The following is a 23,015-nucleotide window of genomic DNA, read 5'->3' on the forward strand; positions in this document are numbered from 1 at the left end:
CCGGGCGATTCGGCCGGCGCGAACGCGGGAAGGAACGGCGATGGGTCAGGACGCGGTCTGCATCTGGGCGGCCGAGACGACGCTGGGCGAAGGGGCGCTGTGGCTAGCCGAGGAGCAGGCGCTCTACTGGGTCGACATCCTGCGGCCGCGGATTCTGCGCCTCGACCCGACGACCGGGGCGCAGGCGGAATGGCCGATGCCGGAGCCGATCGGCTTCATCGCGGCGCGCCGGCGCGGCGGGCTGGTGGCCGGGCTGCGCAGCGGCTTCCACCTGATCGACCTGCCCGAGGGCCGGGTCACGCCGATCGGCAACCCGGAGCCGGACCGGCCGGGCAACCGCTTCAACGACGGCAAGGTCGACCCGATGGGCCGGCTGTGGGCCGGGACCGTGGATTTCGGCTGCACCGAGCCGACCGGCGCCTTCTACCGCCTGGACCCGGACCACCGCTGGCACCGCATGGATGACGGTTACATCGTCACCAACGGTCCCGCCTTCTCGCCCGACGGCCGCATCCTCTACGAGGCGGATTCGGAGCGGCGGGTGATCCATGCCTACGACCTGGACCTGGCGACGGGCGCCATCTCCAACCGGCGCCCCTTCGTGATCTTCGCCGAGGATGACGGCGTTCCGGACGGCATGACGGTTGACCGCGACGGCCATCTGTGGGTGGCGCATTGGGGCGGGTCGCGGGTCAGCCGCTTCCGCCCCGACGGCACGCTGGACCGCGCGATCGCGATCCCGGCGCCGCATGTCACCAGCTGCGCCTTCGGCGGCCCCGGCCTGACCACGCTCTACGTCACCACCGCCCGGGCCGGAATGTCGGAGGCGGCGCTGAAGCAGCACCCTCTGTCCGGCGGACTGTTCGCGATCAAGGACGCCGGCCGCGGCCTGCCGGGCAGCCACTTCGCGGGGTAGCGGAGTTCTCAACCGAACCGCTGATGCCCCTCCCACACCGTCATGGCGAGGAGGCGAAGCCGACACGGCCATCAGCGGCTCGATTTCTGAATGGCCACGCCCCTGCGGGGCTCGCCATGACGGTGAGGGGAGGCCACGCCCTTCTTAAAGCCCTCCGTCGTTCATCCGGTACCAGGTGATGACGGCGGAGACGTAGAGCCGGTGCAGGGCGTGCAGCGGCAGGGGTTGGATCGGCGCCGGCGGCAGCGGCAGGGCGCCGGCATCGCCGGTGGCGACGTATTCGGCCATCGCCCGGCCCATCGCGGTCTGCAGCCCGACGCCGCGGCCCTGGCAGCCGATGTCGACCAGCAGGCCCGGCGCAGGCTCGTGCAGATGCGGCAGGTAGTCCCGCGTCACCGCCACCCGGCCGCACCAGCGATGCTCGATCGCGATACCGGAGAGTTGCGGGAACAGCTTGCCGACGACGCGCTCGAGATGCGCCCAGTCAGAGGCGCCCTTCGGCTCGCGGAACGGGCCGCGGCCGCCCATCAGCAGCCGGCCCTGGTGGTCCAGCCGGAAATAGAGCAGCAGCTTGCGGGTGTCGGAGCTGACATGACCGCCGGGCAGCACCGTCTCACGCTCGCGATCGGTCAGCGGCCGCGTTGCCACCTGGAAGGAGTTGGCGGCGATGATCGTCTGCTCCAGCCGCGGCCACAGCCCCTTCGAATAGCCGTTGGTGCAGAGCAGGACGCGGTCCGCCGTCACCGCGGCGCCGCCGGCCGTGCGCAGCCGCCAGCGCCCTTCCGCCCGGTCGAGCGCGGTGACCGGCGTGCCGGTGTGGATCGCGGCGCCGGCCTTGAGCGCCGCCCGGGCCAGGCCGCGGGCATAGTCGAGCGGCTGGATGCCGCCGCCGCGCCGGTCGAGCCAGCCGCCGAGATAGCGGTCGGTGCCGAGCAGCCGCCCGATCGCGGCCTTATCCAGCGGCTGCACCGGCGCGCCGCGCTTCGCCCATTGCGTGGCCCGCGCCTCGGCCTCCGCCAGCCCCTCCGGCGAATGCGCGCCCTGGATCCAGCCTTCGCGCCGGTACGGCACATCCATGCCGTGGCGCTCGATCAGGTCGAAGACCAGATCGGCGGTGCCGCCGGCGAAGTCGATCAGCCGGCCGCCCCGCTCCGCCCCGAACATCGCGACCAGTGCGTCCGGATCGTGCTTAAGCCCCGGGATCACCTGGCCGCCGTTGCGGCCGGAGCCGCCGAAGCCGATCTGCCTCGCCTCCAGCAGCACCGGCCGCACGCCGCGCTCGGCCAGGTGCAGCGCCGCCGACAGCCCGGCATAGCCGCCGCCGATGATCGCGACATCCGCAGCCGTCGCATCGCCGAGCGGCGGCGTCTCGGGCGCGGGCGCCGCGGTGGCGGCCCAGAGCGAGGGTTCGAGCGGAAAGTAGTCGGCCACGTCTCGCCTCGATGTCAGAGCGGGTGGAGCACCCGGCGCAGGAAGTCCTGCGTGCGCGGATGACTCGGCTGGGTGAGCACGGACTTGGCCGGCCCCTGCTCGACGATCACGCCGCCGTCGATGAACAGAACCCGGTCGGCGACCTCGCGGGCGAAGCCCATCTCGTGGGTGACCACGACCATGGTCATGCCGTCCTCGGCCAGGCCGCGCATCACCGCCAGCACCTCACCCACCAGCTCGGGGTCGAGGGCCGAGGTCGGCTCATCGAACAGGATCGCCTGCGGCTGCATCGCCAGCGCCCGGGCGATGGCGACGCGCTGCTGCTGCCCGCCGGAGAGCTGGGCCGGCCGCGCCTCGGCCTTGTCGGCGAGGCCGACCCGGGCCAGCAGCGCCCGGCCGCGCTCCGCCGCCTCGGCCCGCGGCTGCTTCTTCACGAAGACCGGGCCTTCGATCACGTTCTCCAGCGCGGTGCGGTGCGGGAACAGGTTGAAGCGCTGGAACACCATGGAGACGCGGGTGCGGATCTCGACGATCGACCGCGCGGCGCGGTCGACCCGCCGGCCCTCGACCAGGATCTCGCCGTCCTCATAGGTCTCAAGGCCGTTGATGCAGCGCAGGATGGTCGATTTGCCGGAACCGGAGGGGCCGATGATGCAGACCACCTCGCCCTTGGCCACGGAGGCGTCGATGCCCTTCAGCACCTCGACCGCGCCGAACCGCTTGCGCACGCCCTTGAGCTCGATCACGGCTTGCCCGCCTTCTTCTCGAAATGCCGGACCAGCAGGATCAGCGGGATGCTCATCGCCAGATACATCAGCGCCACCAGGGTGAAGACGCTGGTGTTCTTGAACGAGGCCGAGGCGATCAGCTTGCCCTGCAGCGCCAGCTCCGCCACCGTGATGGTCGAGGCCTGCGAGCTGTCCTTCAGCAGCATGATCATGATGTTGCCGTAGGGCGGCAGCACGATCCGCACCGCCTGCGGCAGGATCACCCGGCGCATGGTCAGCCCCCAGCCCATGCCGATCGACTGCGCCGCCTCGATCTGGCCGCGGTCGATCGCCTGGATGCCGGCGCGGAAATTCTCCGCCTGATAGGCCGAATAGGCGACGCCGAGGCCGATGATGGCGGCCTGCAGCGCGGTCAGCGACAGGCCGAGATCGGGCATCACGAAATAGAGGTAGAACAGCTGCACGATGATCGGGATGCCGCGGATCACGTTGACCGCGGTGGCGCTGAGCCCCGACAGCACGCCGATGCCGGAGACCCGCAGCACGGCCCAGACCAGGCCCAGCAGGGTCGACAGCACCAGCGCGCCGAAGGTGACCAGCAGGGTCAGCCCGACGCCCTGCAGCAGGATCGGCAGGAACTCGGCCGCGTCTCGAAGGAAGCTCTGCATCGCCGGGCTCAGGAGGCGCCCTGCGGCTTCACACCCCATTTGCCGAGGATGCGGTCGATGGTGCCGTCGGCCTTGAGCTTGGCCAGCGCCGCGTCGACCTTGTCGCGCAGCGCCTGGTCGCCCTTGCGCAGGCCGATGCCGACCGAGCCGATCGACGTCGGCTTGTAGCTTTCGACCAGCCGCACGCCGGGGATGGCGCCGTCCTTCAGATTGTAGGCCAGGATCGGATAGTCGGCGAAGCCGGCGGCCAGCCGCCCGGCATTCACGTCTCGCAGGATGTCGGGGATGGTGTCGTAGGCCTTGACCTCGGCGAACAGGCCGCTGGCCTGCAGCGCGTCGACGAAGGTGGTGCCGACCTGTGCCCCGGCCGTCATGCCCTTGAGGTCGGCCAGGGTCGTGTAGTCCCTGGTGTCGTCTTTGGGGACGATCAGCCCTTCGCCATAGGTGTAGATCGGGGCGGAGAAGTCGATCACATCCTGCCGCTTCGGGGTGATGAACATCGCCGCCGCGATCAGGTCGATCTTGCCCGAGGTCAGCGAGGCGATCAGGGTCGAGAACGCCATCGGCTCGATCTGCACTTCGAAGCCGGCCTCCTTGCCGACCGCGCCGACCAGGTCGACCATGATGCCCTGGATGGTGTTCGACTGGGTGTCGAGGAAGGTGAAGGGCACGCCGGTCGGGGTCGACCCGACCTTCAGCACCTCCGCCGCCGCCGGTGTCGCCGTCGCGACCGCCAGCACGGCCGCCGCAGCCTGGATGATTCTCCCGATCCGCATCGCCTGCCCCCTGTCCTGGAATGATCCGGCTTCCATGGGCGGTTCGGCCCGCAACGCCGGAGTGGTTTCATCTATGTGAAATCGGCATACTCGGGCGCGTTTGGCAAGCGATTTTCACCTATATGAAACCGGATCACGCATGAGCATCGACCTGACCGTGGGCGCCCGCATCCGCGCGCTGCGCCATGCCCAGGGCCTGTCGCTGGAGACGGTCGCCGCCCGGTCCGGCCTGTCGATCGGCTTCGTCAGCCAGGTCGAACGCGGCCTGTCCTCGCCCTCGCTGAAGGTGCTGACCACGATCGGCGACGTCCTGGGCGTCGGGCTGGCCGGGCTGTTCGGCCCGGCGCCGGCGGAGGGCGCCGACCCGGTGGTGATGCGCCGGGCGGAGCGGCCGGGGCTGAACCTGTGGCGGTCGGGCATCACCAAGCAGCTGCTGAGCCCGGCCGGCGACGGGGGCTTGAGCCTGTTCCTGGTGACGATGGAGCCGGGCGCCAGCACCGGCGACGAGTTCTACACCCATGCCGGCGAGGAGGCCGGCACGGTGCTGGAAGGCGAGATGGCGCTGACGGTGGATGCGGAGAGTTGGACGCTCGCGGCCGGCGACGGCTTCCGCTTCGCCAGCCGCCGGCCGCACCGCTTCGCCAACCCCTCGGCCGAGGCCCAGGCCGTGGTGCTGTGGGTCAACTGCGTGGTCGGGCGGTAAGCGGCCGGCACGGCCGCCCTCCTTCGGTCGTCATTCCCGCGCAAGCGGGAATCTCCCTCCGGTTGAGGCGTGACGAGATCCCCGCTTTCGCGGGGATGACGACGTTTTTTTGGGCAAGCAAAGGCTCGCCCGTCATCCGGTGTCGGGGGCGTTTGGGTCTTCGAGGCAGAGGAAGCGGTCGATGCCGAGGGAACGGGCGAGGCGGTCGGCGACGGTGAAGGTGCTTTCGGTGTCGAGCCACTCGATCACGTCGGCCTCCTGCAGCCGGACCGCCAGCCCGGCCCTGATCCCGTCGATCCGGGCTGGGTCGATCTCGGTGAAGGCGCGCTCGACGGCGGCGACGGCGGCCGCCCGGCGCCGGGCCCGCTCTGCCTCGATCTCGGCCTCGCCGCCGGCCGGCCGGGCCGGGTGCGGCGTTCTCGGCCAGCCGGGCGCCCAGAGCCGCCACTCCTCGGCGATGCCCAGGCCGCAGGCCAGCCCGGCCATCACCGAGCCGACCGGCCGGTCCTCGACCCGGACCGCCTCGTCCTCGTAAAGCTCCTCGATCCGCTCCTCGAGCTCGGCGTGGAGGGCGTCGATGCGACCCTGATCCTGGAATTCGTCCCAGATCATGTGGCGCATGACGCCCCGGACCTCCCCACGGTGGCGGTCGCGGCGAGCCTTGCGGGCGGCCTCGCGGTCGGGAGCCTCGGCCTTGTCGCGGGCGCAGAGCCGGTCGGCGGCGCGGGCGCGGAGATCCAGCGAGCGCTGCACCGAGCGGGAGAAGCGGCTGAAGGCCAGACCCGCCTCCTGCGCCTCGGCCCTGGCCGCCTGCACCGCGGTCTCGTCGGATTTGGGCTCGGCGGCGCGGGCCTGGGCGGCCCTGGCCTGCGCTTCAATGGCGCGGATGCCTTCGGCCTCGGCCAACTGCATGGCGATCTCGGCCAGGCGGGTGAGCATCTGGATCTGCTGCAGCGCGAGGCTGCGGCAATAGCCCTGGACGTCGAGATCTGATGCGGCCACGTTCATAGAACATATCATGAACGAATTGCAGCGGCCGCGCAATGAACATTGTGTCAACCACGTTCTGCACTGCCGCTGCGCATCTCCTCCTGGCTTTTTTTGACCCTGCTGCGGAGCGGACATCAACTGCCGGGTATCCGCCGTTCACAGCATCCAAACCCATCGATCGAGATGACTTTTTGCCTAACATAATATGCAAAACGTCTGCTAAATCTGTCTCATTCTGAGTCCCGGCCAGCTGGGTGCATTTCACAGCCCGGCCGCTCCCCCCAGAAGCCGGCGGCGACAACGCGACAGCAGGAGGACATGCGGTGACCCAGACCCTCAACGGCACCGCCGGCGCCGACACCCTGACCGGGACCGATCCAGCCGACGCGGCCAATCCGGACGGCATCGACATCATCAATGGCGGCGCCGGCAACGACACGCTCAGCGGCCTGGGCGGGAACGACACCATCTCGGGTGGCGCGGGCGCCGATGTCATGAGCGGCGGCGCCGGCATCGACACGCTCTCCTACGCCAACGCCACCGCGGGCGTCGGGGTGGCCCTGAACGCCTTCGCCCAAGGGGGCGATGCCCAGGGCGATACCGCGAGCGGGTTCGAGAACCTGATCGGCAGCAATTTCATCGACCAGCTCGCCGGCGACAACGGGAAGAACGTGATCAGCGGCGGCGGCGGCAACGACTACATCCAGCTCAGCGGCGGCGGCGACACGCTGGACGGCGGCACCGGGAGCGCCGACATCCTCGACGGCCGCTCCTGGGGCGCCGCCCTCACCATCAACTTGGCCGCCGGAACCCTGACCGGGACCCTGACCGGGGGCGCCACCCTCTCCGGTTTCGAATGGGTCCTGGGCTCGGGCTTCAACGACATCCAGACCGCCAACCAGGCCGTCAACACCATCCTGGCCGGGGGCAGCGGCAACGACACGCTCAACGGCCTCGATGCCAACGACCAGCTCTACGGCGACAATTTCAGCGGCATCGGCGGCAACGGCACCGATACGCTGAACGGCGGGAACGGCAACGACTATCTCGAGGGCGGCAGGCTCGGCGACGCGCTGAACGGCGGCGCCGGCACCGACACCATCGGCTATGCCGATTCCAGCGTCGGGGTGACCGTCAACCTGGCCACCTCGACCGCATCCGGCGGCCATGCCCAGGGCGATACCTTCAACAGCATCGAGAACGTCACCGGCTCCAACTTTGATGACGTGCTGACCGGCAGCGCCGGCGTCAACGTCCTGGCGGGCGGCGGGGGCAGCGACCTGCTCGATGGTGGCGCCGGGGCCGACGTGCTGAACGGCAGCTTCAGCGCCGACACGGCGACCTATGCCGCGTCCACCGCGGCGGTGAGCATCAACCTGCTGGCCAACGTCAACACCGGCGGTTTCGCCCAGGGCGATTCGCTGATCTCGATCGAGAACGTCACCGGCTCGGCCTTCGCCGACACGCTCAATGGCAGCGCCGTGGCCAATGTGCTGACCGGCGGCAACGGCGACGACGCGCTCCAGGGCGCCGCCGGGGCCGACACGCTGGACGGCGGCGCCGGGATCGACAGGGCGAGCTACACCGCCTCGGCCGCCGCGGTCGTGGTCTCGGTCAATGGTGCCGGCTCGGGCGGCGATGCCGCGGGCGACACCTTGTCCGGCATCGAGAACCTGACCGGCTCGACCTTCAACGACACGCTGACCGGGGATGCCGGGGCGAATGTCCTGGCCGGCGGCGACGGCAACGACACGCTCCAGGGCCGCGGTGGCGCCGATGCGCTGCAGGGCGGCAACGGCACCGACGCCGCCTCCTACGCCGCCTCTAGCGCGGGCGTCACGCTCAGCCTTTCGAGCAACACAGCGTCGGGCGGCGATGCCGCGGGCGACAGCTTCAGCAGCATCGAGAACGTCATCGGCTCGGCCTTCGCCGACACGATCAACGGCCAGGCCGGGGCGAACATCCTGGATGGCGGCGCCGGCGACGACGTGCTCGCGGGCCGCGGCGGCGCGGACACCCTGCGCGGCGGTGCCGGCAGCGACACGGCCAACTTTGCCGCTTCCGGGCCCGTCACGATCAATCTCGCCACCAACACCGCCAATGGCGGCGATGCCACCGGCGACAACTTTGACAGCATCGAGAATCTCACCGGCTCGAACCAGGCCGACAGCCTGACCGGCAATGCCGGAGCCAACATCCTGGACGGCGCCGACGGCAACGACGTGCTCCAGGGCGGCGCGGGGGGCGATGCGCTGATCGGCGGCGCGGGCACCGACACGGCGAGCTATGCCGCCTCGGCCGCGGGCGTCACGGTCAGCCTCTCGACCTTCAACGCGACCGGCGGCGATGCCGCGGGCGACAGCTTCAGCAGCATCGAGAACCTCACCGGCTCGGCCTTCGCCGACCTGCTCAATGGCGATGCCGGAGTCAATATCCTGAACGGCGGCGCCGGTGACGACGTGTTGTCGGGCCGCGGCGGCGCGGACGTGCTGCAGGGCGGGACCGGCACCGACACGGCCGACTACATCGCCTCCGCCGCGGCCGTCACGGTCAACCTCGCGACCGGCACCGCGACGGGCGGCGATGCCCAGGGCGACACCTTCAACGCCGTCGAGGGCGTCAGCGGCTCGAACCAGGCCGACACCCTGACCGGCAATGCCGGGGCCAACACCCTCAGCGGAGTCGCCGGGAACGACGTGCTCGAAGGCGGCGCCGGGGCCGACGTGCTGAACGGCGGCACCGGCGCCGACACGGCAAGCTATGTAGGGTCCGCCGCCGGCGTCACGATCAACCTCGCAGCCGGCACCGCCACGGGCGGCGATGCCCAGGGCGACACGCTGCGGGACATCGAGATCGTCCTCGGCTCGGCCTTCAGCGACCGGCTGTACGGCTCCGCCGCGGCCAATACGCTGACCGGCGGCAACGGCGACGACTTCCTCCGCGGCGGCGCGGGCGCCGATGCCCTGGTCGGCGGCGCCGGCCTGGACACCACCAATTACCAGGGCTCGGCTGCGGGAGTGTCGGTCAACCTGCTGACCGGCGCCACCTCGGGCGGCGACGCCGCGGGGGACACGCTGACCGGCATCGAGAACCTGTACGGGTCGAGCCACGACGACCAACTGGCCGGTGACAATGCCCGCAACGTTATCGGCGGCGAGCTGGGCAATGACATGATCGTCGGCAATGGCGGCGACGACTCGCTCTCCGGCGAAGGCGGCGATGACGATCTCAGCGGCGGCGACGGCGCCGACCGCCTGGTCGGCGGCGACGGCCTCGACACCATCCGTGGTGGCGCCGGCAATGACTCGGTGGACGTTGGCGCCGGCAACGACCGGGTCTTCGGCGAGGCCAGCCATGACAACATCTATGGCGGCGCCGGCGACGACCAGATCGACGGCGGCGACGGCAACGACACGATCGAGGGCGGCGACGGGGCCGACACGATCATCGGCGGGGCCGGCATCGACACGGCCAGCTATGCCGGCTCGGCCGCCGGGGTGTCGGTGAATCTGGCCACCGGCGCCGTCTCCGGCGGCGGTGCCGCGGGCGACACGCTCTCGGGCATCGAGCAGGTGATGGGCTCGGGCTTCGTCGACACCCTGACCGGCGACGCCGATGCCAACACGCTGTGGGGCATGGCCGGCGACGACGTCCTCACCGGCGGCGGGGGCGGCGACGCGCTCAAGGGCGGCGCCGGCAACGACCGGTTCGTCTACACCGCCCTGTCCGACAGCGCGGTCTCCGGCCTCGGCAAGGACGGGATCACCGACTTCTCGACCGGCGACAGGATCGACCTGTCGGCGATCGATGTGGACGGCAATTCATCGAACGGCGACACCGCCTTCATCTTCGGCACCGGCGCCTTCACCGGCACGGGCGGCGAGCTGCGGGTGGTGACGGCCGGCTCGTTCCAGGTGGTCTATGTCGACGTCGACGGCGATAAGGCGCCCGACCTGGCCATCAACGTCACCTCCGACCACGCCCTGACGGCGGCGGATTTCGTGCTGTAGCCCGGGGCCGGCTCGGGCCATCCGTGGCCCGAGCCCTTCCCGGTTGGCGGAGCGACTCTCCGGTCAGCGCTCTGGGGGCGGCTCCGCCGGCGCGTCCGGGGCCGGTCCGGCCGGAGCCTCCGGCGTCGGCTCGGTCGGCCGGGCGGCGGCGCGGGCGGCGGCCCAGTCCTCCAGCGCCCGGGTTTCCAGCCGCCGCACCGGGGCCGAGGGGGTGCCGTCGAAGCGCAACCCCACCGCCGGCACGTCCGGATGGGCGCGGAAGCCGATATCGACGCCGAGGTCCAGCCGCCAGCGCGGCAGGTCGAGGGTGAAGCCGCCCGTCCCCACGGCCGAATTGGTGGCGAGGCGCAGATCGGTCGACGTCGCCACCCCGTCGGCGATGGCGAAGGTGGCGTTGATCGCCGGGACCGCCGTGCTGCCGCTAGCGAAGGCGGCACGCAGCCCTTCCAGGAAGGCGCCCGGCAGCCCGGGGTCGGCCAGGAGCCGCTCGACCGCGGCCAGGTCGATGCCGGCCAGCGAGGCGTCGCGCACCGCCACCAGCCCCTTGCCGCCCAGCCCGTAGACCAGCCCGGCGACGCTGTTGCCGGCCGAGCCGACGTCGAGGCCGAGGTCGAGCCGGCCGGAGAGGCCCTGCGGCCCGGCCGCCTGCCACAGGATCGTGGCGAGATCGGCATCGACCAGATCGGCATGGGCGGTCCAGCGCGGCGTCTGCACGTCGCCCTGGGGCCAGTCGATCCGGCCGTTGGCGCCGAGCCGCCCGCCGGCGACGCCGGCCGAGAGGTGGTCGAGCGTCAGCCCCCCCTGCTCGAGCCGGACCTGCAGCTCCGGCTGGTCCAGCGTCCAACCGGCGAGCGAGATCGCCGCCGCGTCGAGATCGAGGGTGCCGTCGATCCGGGCCAGGCCGTCGAGATCGAAGGGCCGCGCCGGCCACGGGCCGAGCGCATCGCCGGACGGGCCGGCCCAGGCGAGCAGCCGGTCGAGCGCCAGGGCCGTGGTGCGCAGCGACACCGCGAGGCGCGGCCGGGCCGCGCCGGTATCGAGCTCGACCGTCCCGCCCAGCGAGACCGTGCCGGCCGTGCCCTGCAGGTTGTCGAGGCGCAGCCGCCCGCCGGCCCAGTCGGCATCGGCGTAGAGGTCGACGCCGCCGAGGCCGGGCGCCGCGACGCCGCTTTCGCCGAGGCGCTGCAGCAGCCCCGGCAGGTCCGGATGGCTGAGGCGCAGGCTGACCGCGACATGCGGCGCCGTCGCCGCGTCGGCGATGCTGCCGCCGAGCGCCAGGGTGCCGCCCAGCGCGTCGACCGAGCCGTCGACCGACAGCGCCGCCGGGTCGCCATGCAGCCGCAGCGACGCCTTGACCGGGCCCGCCGGCGGCGTCGGCACCACCCCGTGCAGGCGAAGCGCGCGGAGGAGCGCCGGCGGATCCGGAGCGTCGAGCGTGGTCTGCAGGTCGATGTCGCCGAGGGCGGCGAGCCGGCCGATCGCGCCGGTCACGCCAAGCCCGGCCCCGCCCGGCCCCTCGATGCGGCCGTTGTGGACGGTCAGCGCGCCCTGGGCCAGCGTCGCCTCGAGCCGCAGCCCGCCGAAGGCGGCGCCGTCGATCTGGACGGCGTCGACCGTGGCGTCGAGATTGACGTCGAGGCCGGCGAGCGCGGCCAGAAGGCGGTCCCGCAGCCCGGCATCCGACCACAGCAGGCGGGAGAGCGGCGGCGCGTCGGCCGGCCGATAGGCGTCGACGTCGAGCCGGCTCAGCCTCAGCCGGGCGCCGATGCCGGGCCGGTCGCCGCCGACATAGGTCAGGGCGCCGGTCAGCCGGTTGCCGTCGAGATCGGCGTCGAGGCCGGCGACCTTCAGATTGGCGATGTCGCCCGACAGGGTGGCGGCGACCCGGCCGCGGCGCAGCGCCGTCGACGGGATCGCGCCGGGATCGATGCCGGCCCAGTCGAGCGCGCCGCGCAGGTCCTCCGCCGCGACCTGCACCGAGAGCTGGTCCGCCGCCGGCCGGTCGCCGTCGAGCCGGACGGCGCCGGAGACCGCGGCCGAGGCGCCGCCCGGCAGGCCGAAGGCCAGGCGGGTCAGGCCGATCCGCTGCGGGTCCAGCGTCGCCTGCAGCCGCAGGTCGCGCAGCAGCCCGTCGCGCACCGCCAGCGCCGCGACCGAGAGGTCGAGCGTGCCGGCGACCGGCAGAGTGGCCTTGCGCGACAGCACCCCGGCCAGGCGCCCGGCCAGCGTCGCCGGATCGGCGTCGCCGACCCAGTCGGCCAGGGCCAGCCGGTTGAAGCCGAGCGTCGCCTCGACCCGCGGCACCGCGGCGAAGGTGACGGCCAGGCCGCCGGCGGCGCGCATGTCGCCGAGATCGGCGGTCAGGTCGGTCAACTCGACCCGCTCGGCGCCCACCGGATCCGCCGCCACCTGCACCGTGGCGCGCAGGGCGAAGACGCCGGGCCGGGACGAGGAGGCGGGCAGCTTGACGCCGATCCGCGCCAGGCTGGCGTCGAGATCCTTGCCGACCACCGAGAGGTCGCCCTGCAGGCCGCCATCCGGCCGCAGCAGGCCGCCGAACCGCGCCTCGGCGGCGTCGAGCCCGACCGTCGCCGTCACCGGCAGGGCGCCGAGCGGCGAGCGCGGCTGCACCGCGAGGTCGAGCCGCATCGGCACGCCGGCGACCACGCCGGTGCCGGTGATCGAGACCGGGCCGCCCTGGCCGGGCGCGGCCAGCCTGATGTCCGCCGCCTGGACGGCGAGCTGGCGGCCGGCGCGGCGGTCGAGCCACAGGATCGACCCCTGGCGCATCGCGGCGCGCACGGCGACCAGCCGGCGGCCGATGCCCTCGCCCAGACCGTCCCAGGACCGCCGGCCGTCCGGCAGCGTCTCCAGCGCCACGCTCGGCTGCTCGAAGGTGACGCTCTCGACCTCGATCCGGCCCAGCAGTAGCGGCAGCAGCGAGACCCGGAGGTCGACGCCGGTCGCGGCCAGGAGGTCCGGCACGGTGGCGCCCGGCACGCTGGCGACCCGGACGTCGCCGGCCGACAGCCGCGGCATCGGCAGCATCTCGAACGAGACCGGCCCGTCGATCGTCACCGCCCGATCGGTCAGGACGCCGATCTCCTCGGCGATCCGGCCGCGATAGGGCGTCCAGTCGATCTGCCCCGGCACCACCAGCACCGCGGCGATCAGCAGGGCGAGGACGAGGAGGAGACCGAAGGCGAGTTTCTTCAAGGCGCTGCAGGCGTCGTCGGGGTTGCGACTCCGGCGCATGATCGGAAATTGCCCACGGGAATCACAATACAAATCAGGATTGAGCCAAACGCCGGGACCGTCATGCGACTGCGATCTTATCCCCCGTCTCCGTTTGGGCTAGTGTCGGTCCATGGAGGGAGCGAGGCGGATCGATGGGCGAGGTGATCAATCTGCGGCAGGCGCGCAAGGCCAAGGCCCGCGCCGGGAAAGAGGCGAAGGCGCAGGAGAACCGCGTCCGCTTCGGCCGCACCGGGGCGGAGAAGCGGCGTGACGCCGACGCGGCGGAGCGCGACGCGCGGCAGCACGAAGGCCACCATATCGAAGAGGACGAGAATCCGGACGGAGGCGCCGCGTAAATGCGTCCGACGATCCGTGTCGCGGCCCTGATCGCAGTGTTGGGGCTGATCCTGGCCGGCTGCGCCGGCTCCGCCCGGCCGCCGAAGGGTGGCGGCACCGGCGGCATGGCCACCGACTTCCAGCACCTGCCGGGCTGGCAGCAGGACGACGTCGCCGCGGCCCTGCCGGCGCTGTGGAACACCTGCAGCATCTATCTGACCAAGCCGCCGGGCACCCGGCTGAACTACAACGGCATCGACGGGCCGGTCGAGGACTGGCAGCCGATCTGCGACGCCGCCCACCGCTTGACCTCGCATGACGAGGCCGAGGCCCGCCGCTTCTTCGAGACCTGGTTCACCCCGGTCGCCCTGACCGGCTTCGACGGCGGCCAGTACGGCCGCTTCACCGGCTATTTCGCGCCCGAGCTGAACGGCAGCCGGGTGCGCGGCGGCGCCTTCCAGACGCCCCTCTACCGCACCCCGTCCAGCGACCGCGACCGGCGCCGAAGCCGGGCCGAGATCGCCCGCGGCGTGCTGGACGGCCGCGGCTACGAGATCGTCTGGGTCGACGACCCGATCGACGCCTTCTTCCTGGAGATCCAGGGCTCCGGCAAGGTCCGTCTGACCGACGGCAGCGTCATCGGGCTGAAGTTCGACGGCCAGAACGGCCAGCGTTACAAGGCGGTCGGCCGGGTGCTGGTCGATGCCGGCATCGCCACGCTGGACGAGATGTCGATGGGCTACATCCGCAACTGGATGACGGCCAATCCCGACCGGGCTCAGTGGCTGATGAACCAGAACCCGAGCTACGTCTATTTCCGCGAGAAGCCGGCCGAGGACGTGATCGGGGCGCATGACGTGCCGCTGACGCCGGGCCGCAGCCTGGCGGTCGACAAGGACTACATCTCGCTCGGCACGCCGATCTGGCTCGACATCGAGGACGACCCGACGGTGCCGAACCGGACGCTGCGCCGGCTGGTGCTGGCCCAGGACATCGGCGGCGCCATCCGCGGCCCGATCCGCGGCGACCTGTACTGGGGCGAGGGGCACGAAGCCGGCGCCCTGTCCAGCGCCATGAACGCCGAGGGCCGGGCCTATATGCTGGTGCCCCGCGCCACCCTCGGCCTGACGACGCCGGGGTCTTAGGCGCGGTCCTCTCTCCTCGTCGTTGCGAGGAGGCGAAGCCGACGAAGCAATCCAGGGGCCTGTGCAAGCTGCCCTGGATTGCTTCGCTTCTCGCAATGACGGCAATCAATTGCCCGACGCGCAAGCCATAACGGCAAAACTTAGGCGGCCAGTCCTGCACGAATCGAAGGCAGGCGATGCGCGGCGCGCAATGGCGCGGCCGATTCGCCGGCCGTAATGTGAGGGTCGCGGCCTCGAGGCCGCCCTATGCCGGCCGCCGCCTCCATGACGCTCACGCTCGCCCAGCCCCGCGCCTCCGTCGCCGCGGGCATCGGTTTCGCCTGTCTCGGCTTCGCCCTCTACACCTGCATGGACACCGCGGTGAAGTGGGTCTCCGCCGGCTTTCCGCTGCATCAGGTGATCTTCCTCAACTCGGTCTTCGGCCTGCTGCCGATGCTGGCCTACGCCCAGCTGACCGGCGGCCTCGGCCAGCTGCGCACCCGCCGGCCCTGGCTGCACGGGGCGCGGTCGGCGATGGGGCTGGCGGGATCCTTCGCCTGTTTCCACGCCTATGCCGAGATGCCGATCGCCGACGTCTACGCCGTGCTGTTCTGCGCTCCGCTGCTGATCACCGCCCTGTCGGTGCCGATCCTCGGCGAATCCGTCGGCTGGCGGCGCTGGACCGCGGTCGGGGTCGGCTTCATCGGCGTCATGGTGATGCTGCGGCCGGGCGCCGGCATGGCCAACCCGGCGGTGCTGGGGGCGCTGTTCTCCGCCGTGGTCAACGCGCTGGGCTTCCTGCTGCTGCGCCGCTTCATCGCCAGCGAGAACCGGATCTCCTTCGGCTTCTACGCCAACGCCACCACCGCGGCCGCCACCGGGCTGATGATCCTGGCCTTCGGCGGGGTGATGCCGGCGCTGCACGACCTGCTGGCGATCGCGATTGGCGGCGTGCTGGGCGGCACCGCCTATCTCTTCGTCACCAATGCCTACCGCCAGGCGCCGGCCGCGGTGGTGGCGCCGTTCCAGTACAGCCAGATGATCTGGGGCGTCGTCTCCGGCTACCTCTTGTGGCAGGACGTGCCGGACCCGACCATGCTGGTCGGCTGCACCATCGTCGTCGCCAGCGGCCTCTACATCCTGCACCGCGAGACGGTGCGCCGGGCGCCGGTGGCCCAGAACGCCACCCCGGCCGCCGCCGTGGCCTCGGTCCCCTCGCCGATCAAGACCAGCTAGCGGGCTTGGCGGCGTGGCCGGAATCCGCCATGCTGGCCTAGCCATGACGATCAACCGCACAGTTTCGGGACGACTTAGCATTCCGGCTTTCTGAGCCGGCCGGACCTTTGCGTCCGGCATTCGTCCCCCTTTGCTGCGATCCGTCCCATGATCATCGCCATCCAGGCCGCACCGCGGCCCGCCCCCAGCCATTCCCGACTTCCCGACGGCCGTCGGCGGGAGGTCCGCCGGCGGCCGTAGCTTCCCCTCTCCACGGGCAAGGAGGCACGGATGGCCTACGATCCGCAGGCGATCGAGCCGAAATGGCAGGCTTATTGGGACGAGAACCGCACCTTCCGGGCGGAGATCGACCCGGCGAAACCCAAGTTCTACGCGCTGGACATGTTCCCCTACCCCTCCGGCGCCGGGCTGCATGTCGGCCATCCGGAGGGCTACACCGCCACCGACATCGTCTGCCGGTACAAGCGCATGGCCGGCTGGAACGTGCTGCACCCGATCGGCTGGGACGCCTTCGGCCTGCCGGCCGAGCGCTACGCCATGCGCACCGGCATCCACCCGGCGGTCACCACAAGGCGCAACATCGAGACCTTCCGCCGCCAGGTGCGGCGCCTGGGCTTCTCCTACGACTGGGACCGCGAGCTGGCCACCACCGATCCCGGCTTCGTGCGCTGGACGCAATGGATCTTCCTGAAGCTGGTCGAGCGCGGCCTGGCCTATCAGGCCGAGGTCGCGGTCAACTGGTGCCCGGCCCAGAACACGGTGCTGGCGAATGAGGAGGTGAAGGACGGCCGCTATGTCGAGACCGGCGACCCGGTGGTGCAGCGGCCGATGCGGCAATGGATGCTGCGCATCACCGCCTATGCCGACCGGCTGCTGGCCGATCTGGACGGGCTGGACTGGCCGGAGGGCATCAAGGCGCTGCAACGGAACTGGATCGGCCGGACCGAGGAGGTGGGAGAGGACGGCACACGCCGGGTCACGTACCGGCTGCGCGACTGGCTGTTCTCGCGCCAGCGCTATTGGGGCGAGCCGATCCCGATGCTGCACCTGGCCGACGGATCGGTGGTGCCGCTGCCGGAGGACAGCCTGCCGCTGCTGCCGCCGGAGCTGGACGACTATGCCCCGGCGCCGGGCGGCGAGCCGCCTTTGGCCCGCGCCACCGGCTGGGTCGAGACCACCGTGCCCGGCACCGGCATCCCGGCACGCCGCGAGACCAACACCATGCCGCAATGGGCCGGCAGCTGCTGGTACTATCTGCGCTTCCTGGACCCGCGCAACGACCGCGAGATCGTCAGCCGCGAGGCCGAGCGGTACTGGCTGCCGGTCGACCTGTACGTCGGCGGGGCGGAGCACGGCGTGCTGCACCTGCTGTACGCCCGGTTCTGGCACAAGGTGCTGTACGACATCGGCGTGGTCTCGACGCCGGAGCCGTTCCAGCGGCTGTTCAACCAGGGGATGATCCTGGCCCCCTCCTACCGCGATGCTTCCGGCCGCTACTACGAAGCGGCGGCGGTGGAGGAGCGGGACGGCCAACCCTATGCCGGCTCCGTGCCGCTGATCCGGCAGGCCGAGAAGATGTCGAAGTCCCGCTTCAACGTGATCAATCCGGACGCGGTGGTGGCCGAGCACGGCGCCGACGCGCTGCGCCTGTACGAGATGTTCATGGGCCCGCTGGAGGCGGCGAAGCCCTGGCAGACGGACGGCGTGGCCGGGATCCGCCGCTTCCTGGACCGGGCCTGGCGCATCGTCTGCGGCGAGGACGACCGGCTGGATCCGGCGGTGCAGGATGTGGAGCCTTCGGCCGGGCTGCTGCGGCTGCGCCACGCCACGGTCGCCGCCGTCACCGCCGATATCGAGGCGCTGCGCTTCAACACCGCGATCGCCCGGCTGATGGAGCTGGCCCGGGTCCTGGCCGCGGCCGACCCGCGCCCGCGCGCGGTGGTGCAGGATTTCGTGCTGCTGCTGGCCCCCTTCGCCCCGCACATCGCCGAGGAGCTGTGGCGGACGCTGGGCCATCCGGACAGCCTGGCCCACGCCCCCTGGCCCGGCTTCGACCCGGAGCTGGCACGGGAGGAGAGCCGCGACTACGCGGTGCAGCTGGACGGAAAGGTGCGACACCACATCCGCGGCCCGGCCGGGCTGGACGGCCCGGCCCTGATCGCCGCCGCCCGGGCCGATCCGAAGGTGGCGGCGCTGCTGCAGCGCCGCGAGGTGCTGCGCGAGATCGCGGTGCCCGACCGGCTGGTGAACTTCGTGACGCGGCCGGTCGGATCAGCGAATTGACCAGCGTTGTCGTCAGGGCGAGGCCCGGGGCCGCGCCTCGCGATGACGGGTCGCCCGAGGTGAGCGCGCCCCTCACCGGCTCACGGCTTCGTGTCCGTCTGCTGGTTCCGGAAGGCCGCCTCTCCGGCATCCGACACCTCGACCCATTTCTTGTCGGGCGCGGCGCCTTCGACGTAGCTGTCGTGCCAGTTCCACCACTTGTAGGTCGGAGTCTGGGGATAGCCCTCGGGCGAGTCCTCCCAGACCTCCTGCCGGCCCAGCGGCGTGATGTCGAGGTAGTTCCAGGTGCCCCCCATCTGCTCGTCGCCGCGGTTGTTGATGAAGTAGGTGCGGAACACGCGGTCGCCGTCGCGGTAGAACACGTTCGTGCCGTGCCATTCGTCCACGCCGAAATCGGCGTCGAAGCTGTCCGTGATCGTGAACCACGGCATCGTCCAGCCCATCCGCGCCTTCAGCCGCGCGATGTCCGCCTGAGGCGCGCGCGAGACGAAGACGAGGGTGGTGTCCCGGGCGTTCAGATGGGCGAGGTGGGCGACCTGGTCGGCCACCATCGAACAGCCTCGGCAGGCATGGTCGGGCCAGCCGAAGACGCCCGGCTCGAAGAAGGCGCGGTAGACGATCAGCTGGCGGCGGCCGTCGAACAGGTCGAGCAGGCTGACCTTGCCCGCAGGCCCTTCGAACTCATAGGCCTTGTCGACGGCCATCCACGGCATTCGCCGGCGCTCGGCGGCCAGGGCGTCACGGGCGCGGGTCAGGGCCTTTTCCTTCACGAGCAGCTGCTGGCGGGCCTCCTCCCACGCCTGCGGCGAAACGACCGGTGGCGTGCGCATGGCGGGCTGCCCGCCTGTCCGTCCGGTCTCGGCTGATGTCGTCATGCCTCCCTCCTGATCTGGGCGAATTCCCGCGCCTCACGGCTGACGCGCGATGCCATTCGCCGCTCGTCGCTCGGTGTTGGTCGTGAGGTAGATTGGTGCCGGAGATCGGACAGTGGGGAGTGACAAACGTGGCGGGAATCCGACGGGCTCGCTGATCACGGACGCGGCGCGTGCCCGCCTACCCCTCCTCCACCGGCGGGAACCCCTCCAGCAGCCAGGCGCGGAAGGCGCCGGCGGCGGGGGAGAGGCGGCGGCCCTCCGGCATCACCAGCCAGTACCAGCTGCGCGGCACCGACACGTCGAACAGCCGCGCCAGCCGGCCGGCGGCGATGTCGCGGGCGCAGAGCACGTCGTCGCCCATCGCCACCCCCTGGCCGGCCATGGCGGCGTCGAGCGCCAGCGCCACGTCGTGGAAGCGCGGGCCGCGGGTGGCGTCGATGCCCTCGACGCCGGCCGCCTTCAGCCACAGCGCCCAGGTCTGGGCGCTCTCGTCGTGCAGCAGGGTCTGGCCGCGCAGATCCTCCGGCCGCCGCAGCGATGCCGCCAGGGCCGGGGCGCAGACCGGGTAGTCCATCACCCGCACCAGCGCCTCGGCCACCACGCCGGTCCAGCCGCCGGGGCCGTAGCGGATGGCGAGGTCGGTCTGCTCGGCCCGGAGGTCGACCAGCCGGTTGGTCGGGTCGAGCTCGATGTCGATCGCGGGGTGGATCTTCCGGAACTCGCCCAGCCGCGGCACCAGCCAGCGCCCGGCGAAGGCGGGCTCGACCGACAGGCGCAGCCGGCCACGCCCGGCCTCGGCCGCGATCGCGACCATGCCCTGGGACAGCCGGTCGAAGGCGTCGGCGACCACCGCGGCGAAGGCCCGTCCGGCCTCGGTCGGCGCTAGGCCGCGGCCGTCGCGCAGCAGCAGCGGCACGCCCAGCCGCGCCTCCAGCCCGCGGACATGGCGGCTGATCGCGGCGTGGCTGACGCCGAGCTCGGCCGCGGCCGCGGTGAAGCTGCCGCGGCGGGCGGCGGCCTCGAAGGCGCGGACGGCGTTCAGCGGCGGCAGCGGGCGCATGGCTCAATCTGTAACTTTTCCTTACAGATGCCGCAAGGGAACGGCGTTTGCGCCCAGGCGGCCGAGGCGGCAGAGTCGGATCGAGCCCAGGAGGCGACCATGTTCCACCATCTGCTCGACGCCTATCTCACCGTCTTCGCCCCGGCCCCGCGCCGCGCCCCGGTGCGGCCGGTGGAGTGCCGCACGGCGCCGGAGATCCTGCCGCCGCTGCCGATCGGCCGGCGCCGCAGCCGCCCGTCGCGGCGGCCGATGGTGATCGGCCGGCCGTGAGCGCCGCCCCGCTGCCGCTCGAAGGCGGCTGCCTGTGCGGCGCCGTGCGCTATCGTCACGATGGGCCGGTCCATTCGGTCGACTACTGCCACTGCCGGATGTGCCAGAAAGGCACCGGCAGCCCGGCCGTGGCCTGGGCCACCGGCGCCTATGAGGGCTTCCGCTGGACGAAGGGCGAGCCGCGCGGCTTCCGCTCCTCGCCCAAGGGGCGGCGCTGGTTCTGCGCCGATTGCGGCTCGCCGCTGGCCTTCGAGGGCTTCGAGCCCGAGGGCAAGACCATGGGCGTCACCCTGGCGACGCTGGACGACCCTTTGGCGTTGCGGCCGCGCCAGCACGCCTGGATCGGCACGCGCCTGCCCTGGCACGCGATCGACGAGAGCCTGCCGGCCCACGAGGATGACGGGCCGCCGAGCGGCTTATAGCCCCTACGCCCGGGCCGGCGCGGCGCCGTTGCGGCGCCCCGGCAGCTTGGCGAAGACCAGCACATTGCCCAGCAGCACCAGCGCCACCCCGGCCACCGCCGCCGCGGTCCAGACATAGCCTTCCAGCAGCGCCGAGACGTTCAGCGCCACCAGCGGGAACAGCACGGTGGAATAGGCCGCGCGGTCGGCGCCGATGCGGCCGACCAGCGTCAGATAGGCCAGGAAGGCGACCACCGAGCCCGGCACGGCGAGGTAGAGCAGCGCCCCGACATAGGCGGGCGACGGGTCGAAGCGCCAGGGCAGGCCCTGGGCCAGCGCCACGGCCAGCAGGATCAGCGTGCCGTACAGCATGCCCCAGGCGGTGGTGGTCCAGGGCGTCAGGCCGCGGCGGCGGTGCACCACGGCGAGGACGTTGCCGACGCCGAAACCCATGGTGCCGGCCAGCGCCAGGGCGAGGCCGTACAGCATCTCGAGATCCAGCTGCGCCGGATCGATGCCGAACAGCAGCCAGAGGCCGGCGAGCCCGACGGCGCCGCCGGCGAGGACGCGCGGCTTCAGCGGCTGGCCCAGCGCGATCCGGCTGAACAGCGCGGTCCAGACGCTGCCGGTGGAGAAGGCGACGGCGACGAGGCCGCTCGGGACGTGGGCGGAGGCGTGATAGACCAAGAGGAAATTGCCGCTGAACAGCGCCAGCCCCTGGCCGAGGCAGACCAGATGGTCGCGGGCCTGCAGCCTCTCGCGCCGGCGCGTCACCAGCAGCAGCGCGAACATCACGAGGGCGGCGAGCGCGAAGCGGTAGAGGATCGACAGCTCCACCGGCACCGGGCCGATCTGGTAGTGGATGGCGATCCAGGTGGTGCCCCAGATCAGGACGACGAGCAGGTACAGGGCGGCGGTCATGGCGGCATCGGGGTTCCGGGTCTCGGCCCTGATCCTGCGCCCGCCGGCCCCGCCCGCGATTGCACATCCTTGCGCAGTTTCGGCGCCGCCCCTGGCCCGCGGCCCGGCGCGGGTCTAACCTGACCGCACCATGGACCGGCACAGCCCGAGGATCGGAAACGCCCAGCTGCAGCGGCTGGCGGCGCGCTACGGCGTGGTCGCGGCGCTGGCCTCGTCGCGCGCGGTGCTGGAGCGGACGGTCGAGATCGGCGACGGCTTCACCCTGGCGGAGTGGTGGAATGCCCACGACACCACCGGCTACCGCAGCCCCGGCCACCACACGCTGAGCCTGTATCTGGAGGGCGGCGAAGGCACCCAGCGCATCGGCTTCCCCGGCCGCTTCGGCGGCCCCGGCCGGTTCTGCCTGCTGCCGGCCGAGCATGAATCGCACTGGATCCTGAGCCGGCCGATGCGCTTCCTGCATTTCTACTTCGATGCCGGCGCCCTGGCCGCGGCCGGCGCCGCCGCGCACGATGCCGACATCCGCGAGACCACGCTGCCGGACGACACCTTCTTCGACGACCCGGACGCGGCCCGGCTGATGGCCGGGCTGATCCGGCTGGACTGGGGCGACGCCGGCGCCCGGCTGGCCGCGACCCAGACCGGGCACGAGCTGCTGGCCCATCTCGCCGGCCGCCGGCTGCGCCGCCGCCCCTCCCCCGCCCTCGACGGCGGCCTGGCCCCGCATATCCGCCGCCGCGTCCTGGATTTCGTCGAGGCGGCGCTGGACGAGCCGCTGACGCTCGGCCGGCTGGCGGCGGTGGCCGGCCAGTCGGAGTACCACTTCGCCCGGATGTTCCGCGCCTCGGTCGGGCTACCGCCGCACGCCTATGTCCTGGCCCGGCGGCTCGACCGCGCCCGCCGGCTGCTGGCCGAGAGCGACCGGCCGCTGGCCGAGATCGCCGCCGCCTGCGGCTTCACCCATCCGAGTCACCTGACCCGGCATTTCCGCGCCGCCCTCGGCGGTCCGCCCGGGGCGTGGAGGGCCGCGGTGCGCGGCTGAATCCGGCT

19 protein-coding genes are annotated in these 23,015 nt (G+C 72.0%); 10 read left to right on the forward strand and 9 right to left on the reverse strand.

Annotated elements, in window-relative coordinates; genetic code table 11:
- Positions 1 to 40 precede the first annotated feature (40 nt).
- The gene (locus G537_RS0105180; RefSeq protein WP_051247921.1) at positions 41 to 916 is read left to right on the forward strand and encodes an SMP-30/gluconolactonase/LRE family protein; all 876 of its coding nucleotides are present in this window, start codon (positions 41 to 43) and stop codon (positions 914 to 916) included.
- A 144-nt stretch (positions 917 to 1,060) separates the two neighbouring features.
- On the opposite strand, the gene G537_RS0105185 is transcribed toward G537_RS0105180, so the two are convergent.
- Genes G537_RS0105185 through G537_RS0105200 form a run of 4 tightly spaced genes read right to left on the reverse strand, consistent with a single transcriptional unit; the run spans position 1,061 to position 4,519 of the window.
- Complete coding sequence (locus tag G537_RS0105185; protein ID WP_026869196.1) at positions 1,061 to 2,347, reverse strand: NAD(P)/FAD-dependent oxidoreductase; 1,287 nt, start codon at positions 2,345 to 2,347, stop codon at positions 1,061 to 1,063.
- A 14-nt stretch (positions 2,348 to 2,361) separates the two neighbouring features.
- Entirely contained in the window at positions 2,362 to 3,093 is a 732-nt protein-coding gene (locus G537_RS0105190; RefSeq protein ID WP_026869197.1) for an amino acid ABC transporter ATP-binding protein, read from the reverse strand.
- A complete protein-coding gene (locus G537_RS0105195; protein WP_026869198.1) occupies positions 3,090 to 3,743 on the reverse strand; it encodes an amino acid ABC transporter permease in 654 nt (217 codons plus the stop codon). The genes G537_RS0105190 and G537_RS0105195 overlap by 4 nt, the downstream gene beginning before the upstream one ends.
- Positions 3,744 to 3,751: 8 nt before the next feature.
- The gene (locus tag G537_RS0105200; protein WP_155888507.1) at positions 3,752 to 4,519 is read right to left on the reverse strand and encodes an ABC transporter substrate-binding protein; all 768 of its coding nucleotides are present in this window, start codon (positions 4,517 to 4,519) and stop codon (positions 3,752 to 3,754) included.
- A 139-nt stretch (positions 4,520 to 4,658) separates the two neighbouring features.
- Between G537_RS0105200 and G537_RS0105205 the strand changes: the two genes are divergently transcribed.
- Positions 4,659 to 5,222 carry a cupin domain-containing protein gene (locus G537_RS0105205; protein ID WP_081688595.1) on the forward strand — a complete coding sequence of 188 codons (564 nt, stop codon included), beginning with the start codon at positions 4,659 to 4,661 and terminating at the stop codon, positions 5,220 to 5,222.
- 132 nt (positions 5,223 to 5,354) lie between these two features.
- Here G537_RS0105205 and G537_RS0105210 read toward each other — a convergent pair whose 3' ends face one another.
- The gene (locus G537_RS0105210) at positions 5,355 to 6,230 is read right to left on the reverse strand and encodes a hypothetical protein (protein ID WP_026869201.1); all 876 of its coding nucleotides are present in this window, start codon (positions 6,228 to 6,230) and stop codon (positions 5,355 to 5,357) included.
- Positions 6,231 to 6,535: 305 nt separating this feature from the next.
- Between G537_RS0105210 and G537_RS45370 the strand changes: the two genes are divergently transcribed.
- Complete coding sequence (locus tag G537_RS45370; protein WP_026869202.1) at positions 6,536 to 10,222, forward strand: beta strand repeat-containing protein; 3,687 nt, start codon at positions 6,536 to 6,538, stop codon at positions 10,220 to 10,222.
- 63 nt (positions 10,223 to 10,285) lie between these two features.
- On the opposite strand, the gene G537_RS41920 is transcribed toward G537_RS45370, so the two are convergent.
- On the reverse strand, positions 10,286 to 13,477 hold the full coding sequence (locus G537_RS41920) for an AsmA family protein (protein WP_081688596.1): 3,192 nt from the start codon (positions 13,475 to 13,477) through the stop codon (positions 10,286 to 10,288).
- A gap of 134 nt (positions 13,478 to 13,611) precedes the next feature.
- Here G537_RS41920 and G537_RS0105225 point away from each other — a divergent pair, with 134 nt between their 5' ends.
- The 4 genes from G537_RS0105225 to G537_RS0105240 all read left to right on the forward strand — a co-directional run bounded on the left by G537_RS0105225 (position 13,612) and on the right by G537_RS0105240 (position 18,438).
- Positions 13,612 to 13,815: a DUF4169 family protein gene (locus G537_RS0105225; RefSeq protein ID WP_026869204.1), complete on the forward strand. Its 204-nt coding sequence runs from the start codon at positions 13,612 to 13,614 to the stop codon at positions 13,813 to 13,815.
- Positions 13,816 to 14,940, forward strand: coding sequence for a murein transglycosylase A (gene mltA, locus G537_RS36560; protein WP_034850668.1), 1,125 nt, complete (start codon positions 13,816 to 13,818; stop codon positions 14,938 to 14,940).
- Positions 14,941 to 15,204: 264 nt separating this feature from the next.
- Positions 15,205 to 16,155 carry a DMT family transporter gene (locus tag G537_RS36565; protein WP_064742085.1) on the forward strand — a complete coding sequence of 317 codons (951 nt, stop codon included), beginning with the start codon at positions 15,205 to 15,207 and terminating at the stop codon, positions 16,153 to 16,155.
- Between the two features lie 270 nt (positions 16,156 to 16,425).
- A complete protein-coding gene (locus G537_RS0105240; protein WP_026869205.1) occupies positions 16,426 to 18,438 on the forward strand; it encodes a class I tRNA ligase family protein in 2,013 nt (670 codons plus the stop codon).
- A gap of 80 nt (positions 18,439 to 18,518) precedes the next feature.
- Here G537_RS0105240 and G537_RS0105245 read toward each other — a convergent pair whose 3' ends face one another.
- Positions 18,519 to 19,313: a DUF899 domain-containing protein gene (locus G537_RS0105245; RefSeq protein ID WP_034850670.1), complete on the reverse strand. Its 795-nt coding sequence runs from the start codon at positions 19,311 to 19,313 to the stop codon at positions 18,519 to 18,521.
- A gap of 178 nt (positions 19,314 to 19,491) precedes the next feature.
- Positions 19,492 to 20,373 carry a transcriptional regulator GcvA gene (gene gcvA / locus G537_RS0105250; protein WP_026869207.1) on the reverse strand — a complete coding sequence of 294 codons (882 nt, stop codon included), beginning with the start codon at positions 20,371 to 20,373 and terminating at the stop codon, positions 19,492 to 19,494.
- Positions 20,374 to 20,472: 99 nt separating this feature from the next.
- Between gcvA and G537_RS43515 the strand changes: the two genes are divergently transcribed.
- Complete coding sequence (locus G537_RS43515) at positions 20,473 to 20,643, forward strand: hypothetical protein (protein WP_155888509.1); 171 nt, start codon at positions 20,473 to 20,475, stop codon at positions 20,641 to 20,643.
- Positions 20,640 to 21,065 carry a GFA family protein gene (locus G537_RS0105260; protein WP_026869208.1) on the forward strand — a complete coding sequence of 142 codons (426 nt, stop codon included), beginning with the start codon at positions 20,640 to 20,642 and terminating at the stop codon, positions 21,063 to 21,065. The genes G537_RS43515 and G537_RS0105260 overlap by 4 nt, the downstream gene beginning before the upstream one ends.
- Positions 21,066 to 21,068: 3 nt before the next feature.
- Here G537_RS0105260 and G537_RS0105265 read toward each other — a convergent pair whose 3' ends face one another.
- On the reverse strand, positions 21,069 to 21,965 hold the full coding sequence (locus G537_RS0105265; protein ID WP_026869209.1) for a DMT family transporter: 897 nt from the start codon (positions 21,963 to 21,965) through the stop codon (positions 21,069 to 21,071).
- A gap of 130 nt (positions 21,966 to 22,095) precedes the next feature.
- Here G537_RS0105265 and G537_RS0105270 point away from each other — a divergent pair, with 130 nt between their 5' ends.
- Positions 22,096 to 23,007: a helix-turn-helix domain-containing protein gene (locus tag G537_RS0105270; RefSeq protein ID WP_051247925.1), complete on the forward strand. Its 912-nt coding sequence runs from the start codon at positions 22,096 to 22,098 to the stop codon at positions 23,005 to 23,007.
- Positions 23,008 to 23,015: the final 8 nt, after the last annotated feature.

Source organism: Inquilinus limosus DSM 16000 (genome assembly GCF_000423185.1).
Taxonomy (GTDB): Bacteria; Pseudomonadota; Alphaproteobacteria; order DSM-16000; family Inquilinaceae; genus Inquilinus; species Inquilinus limosus.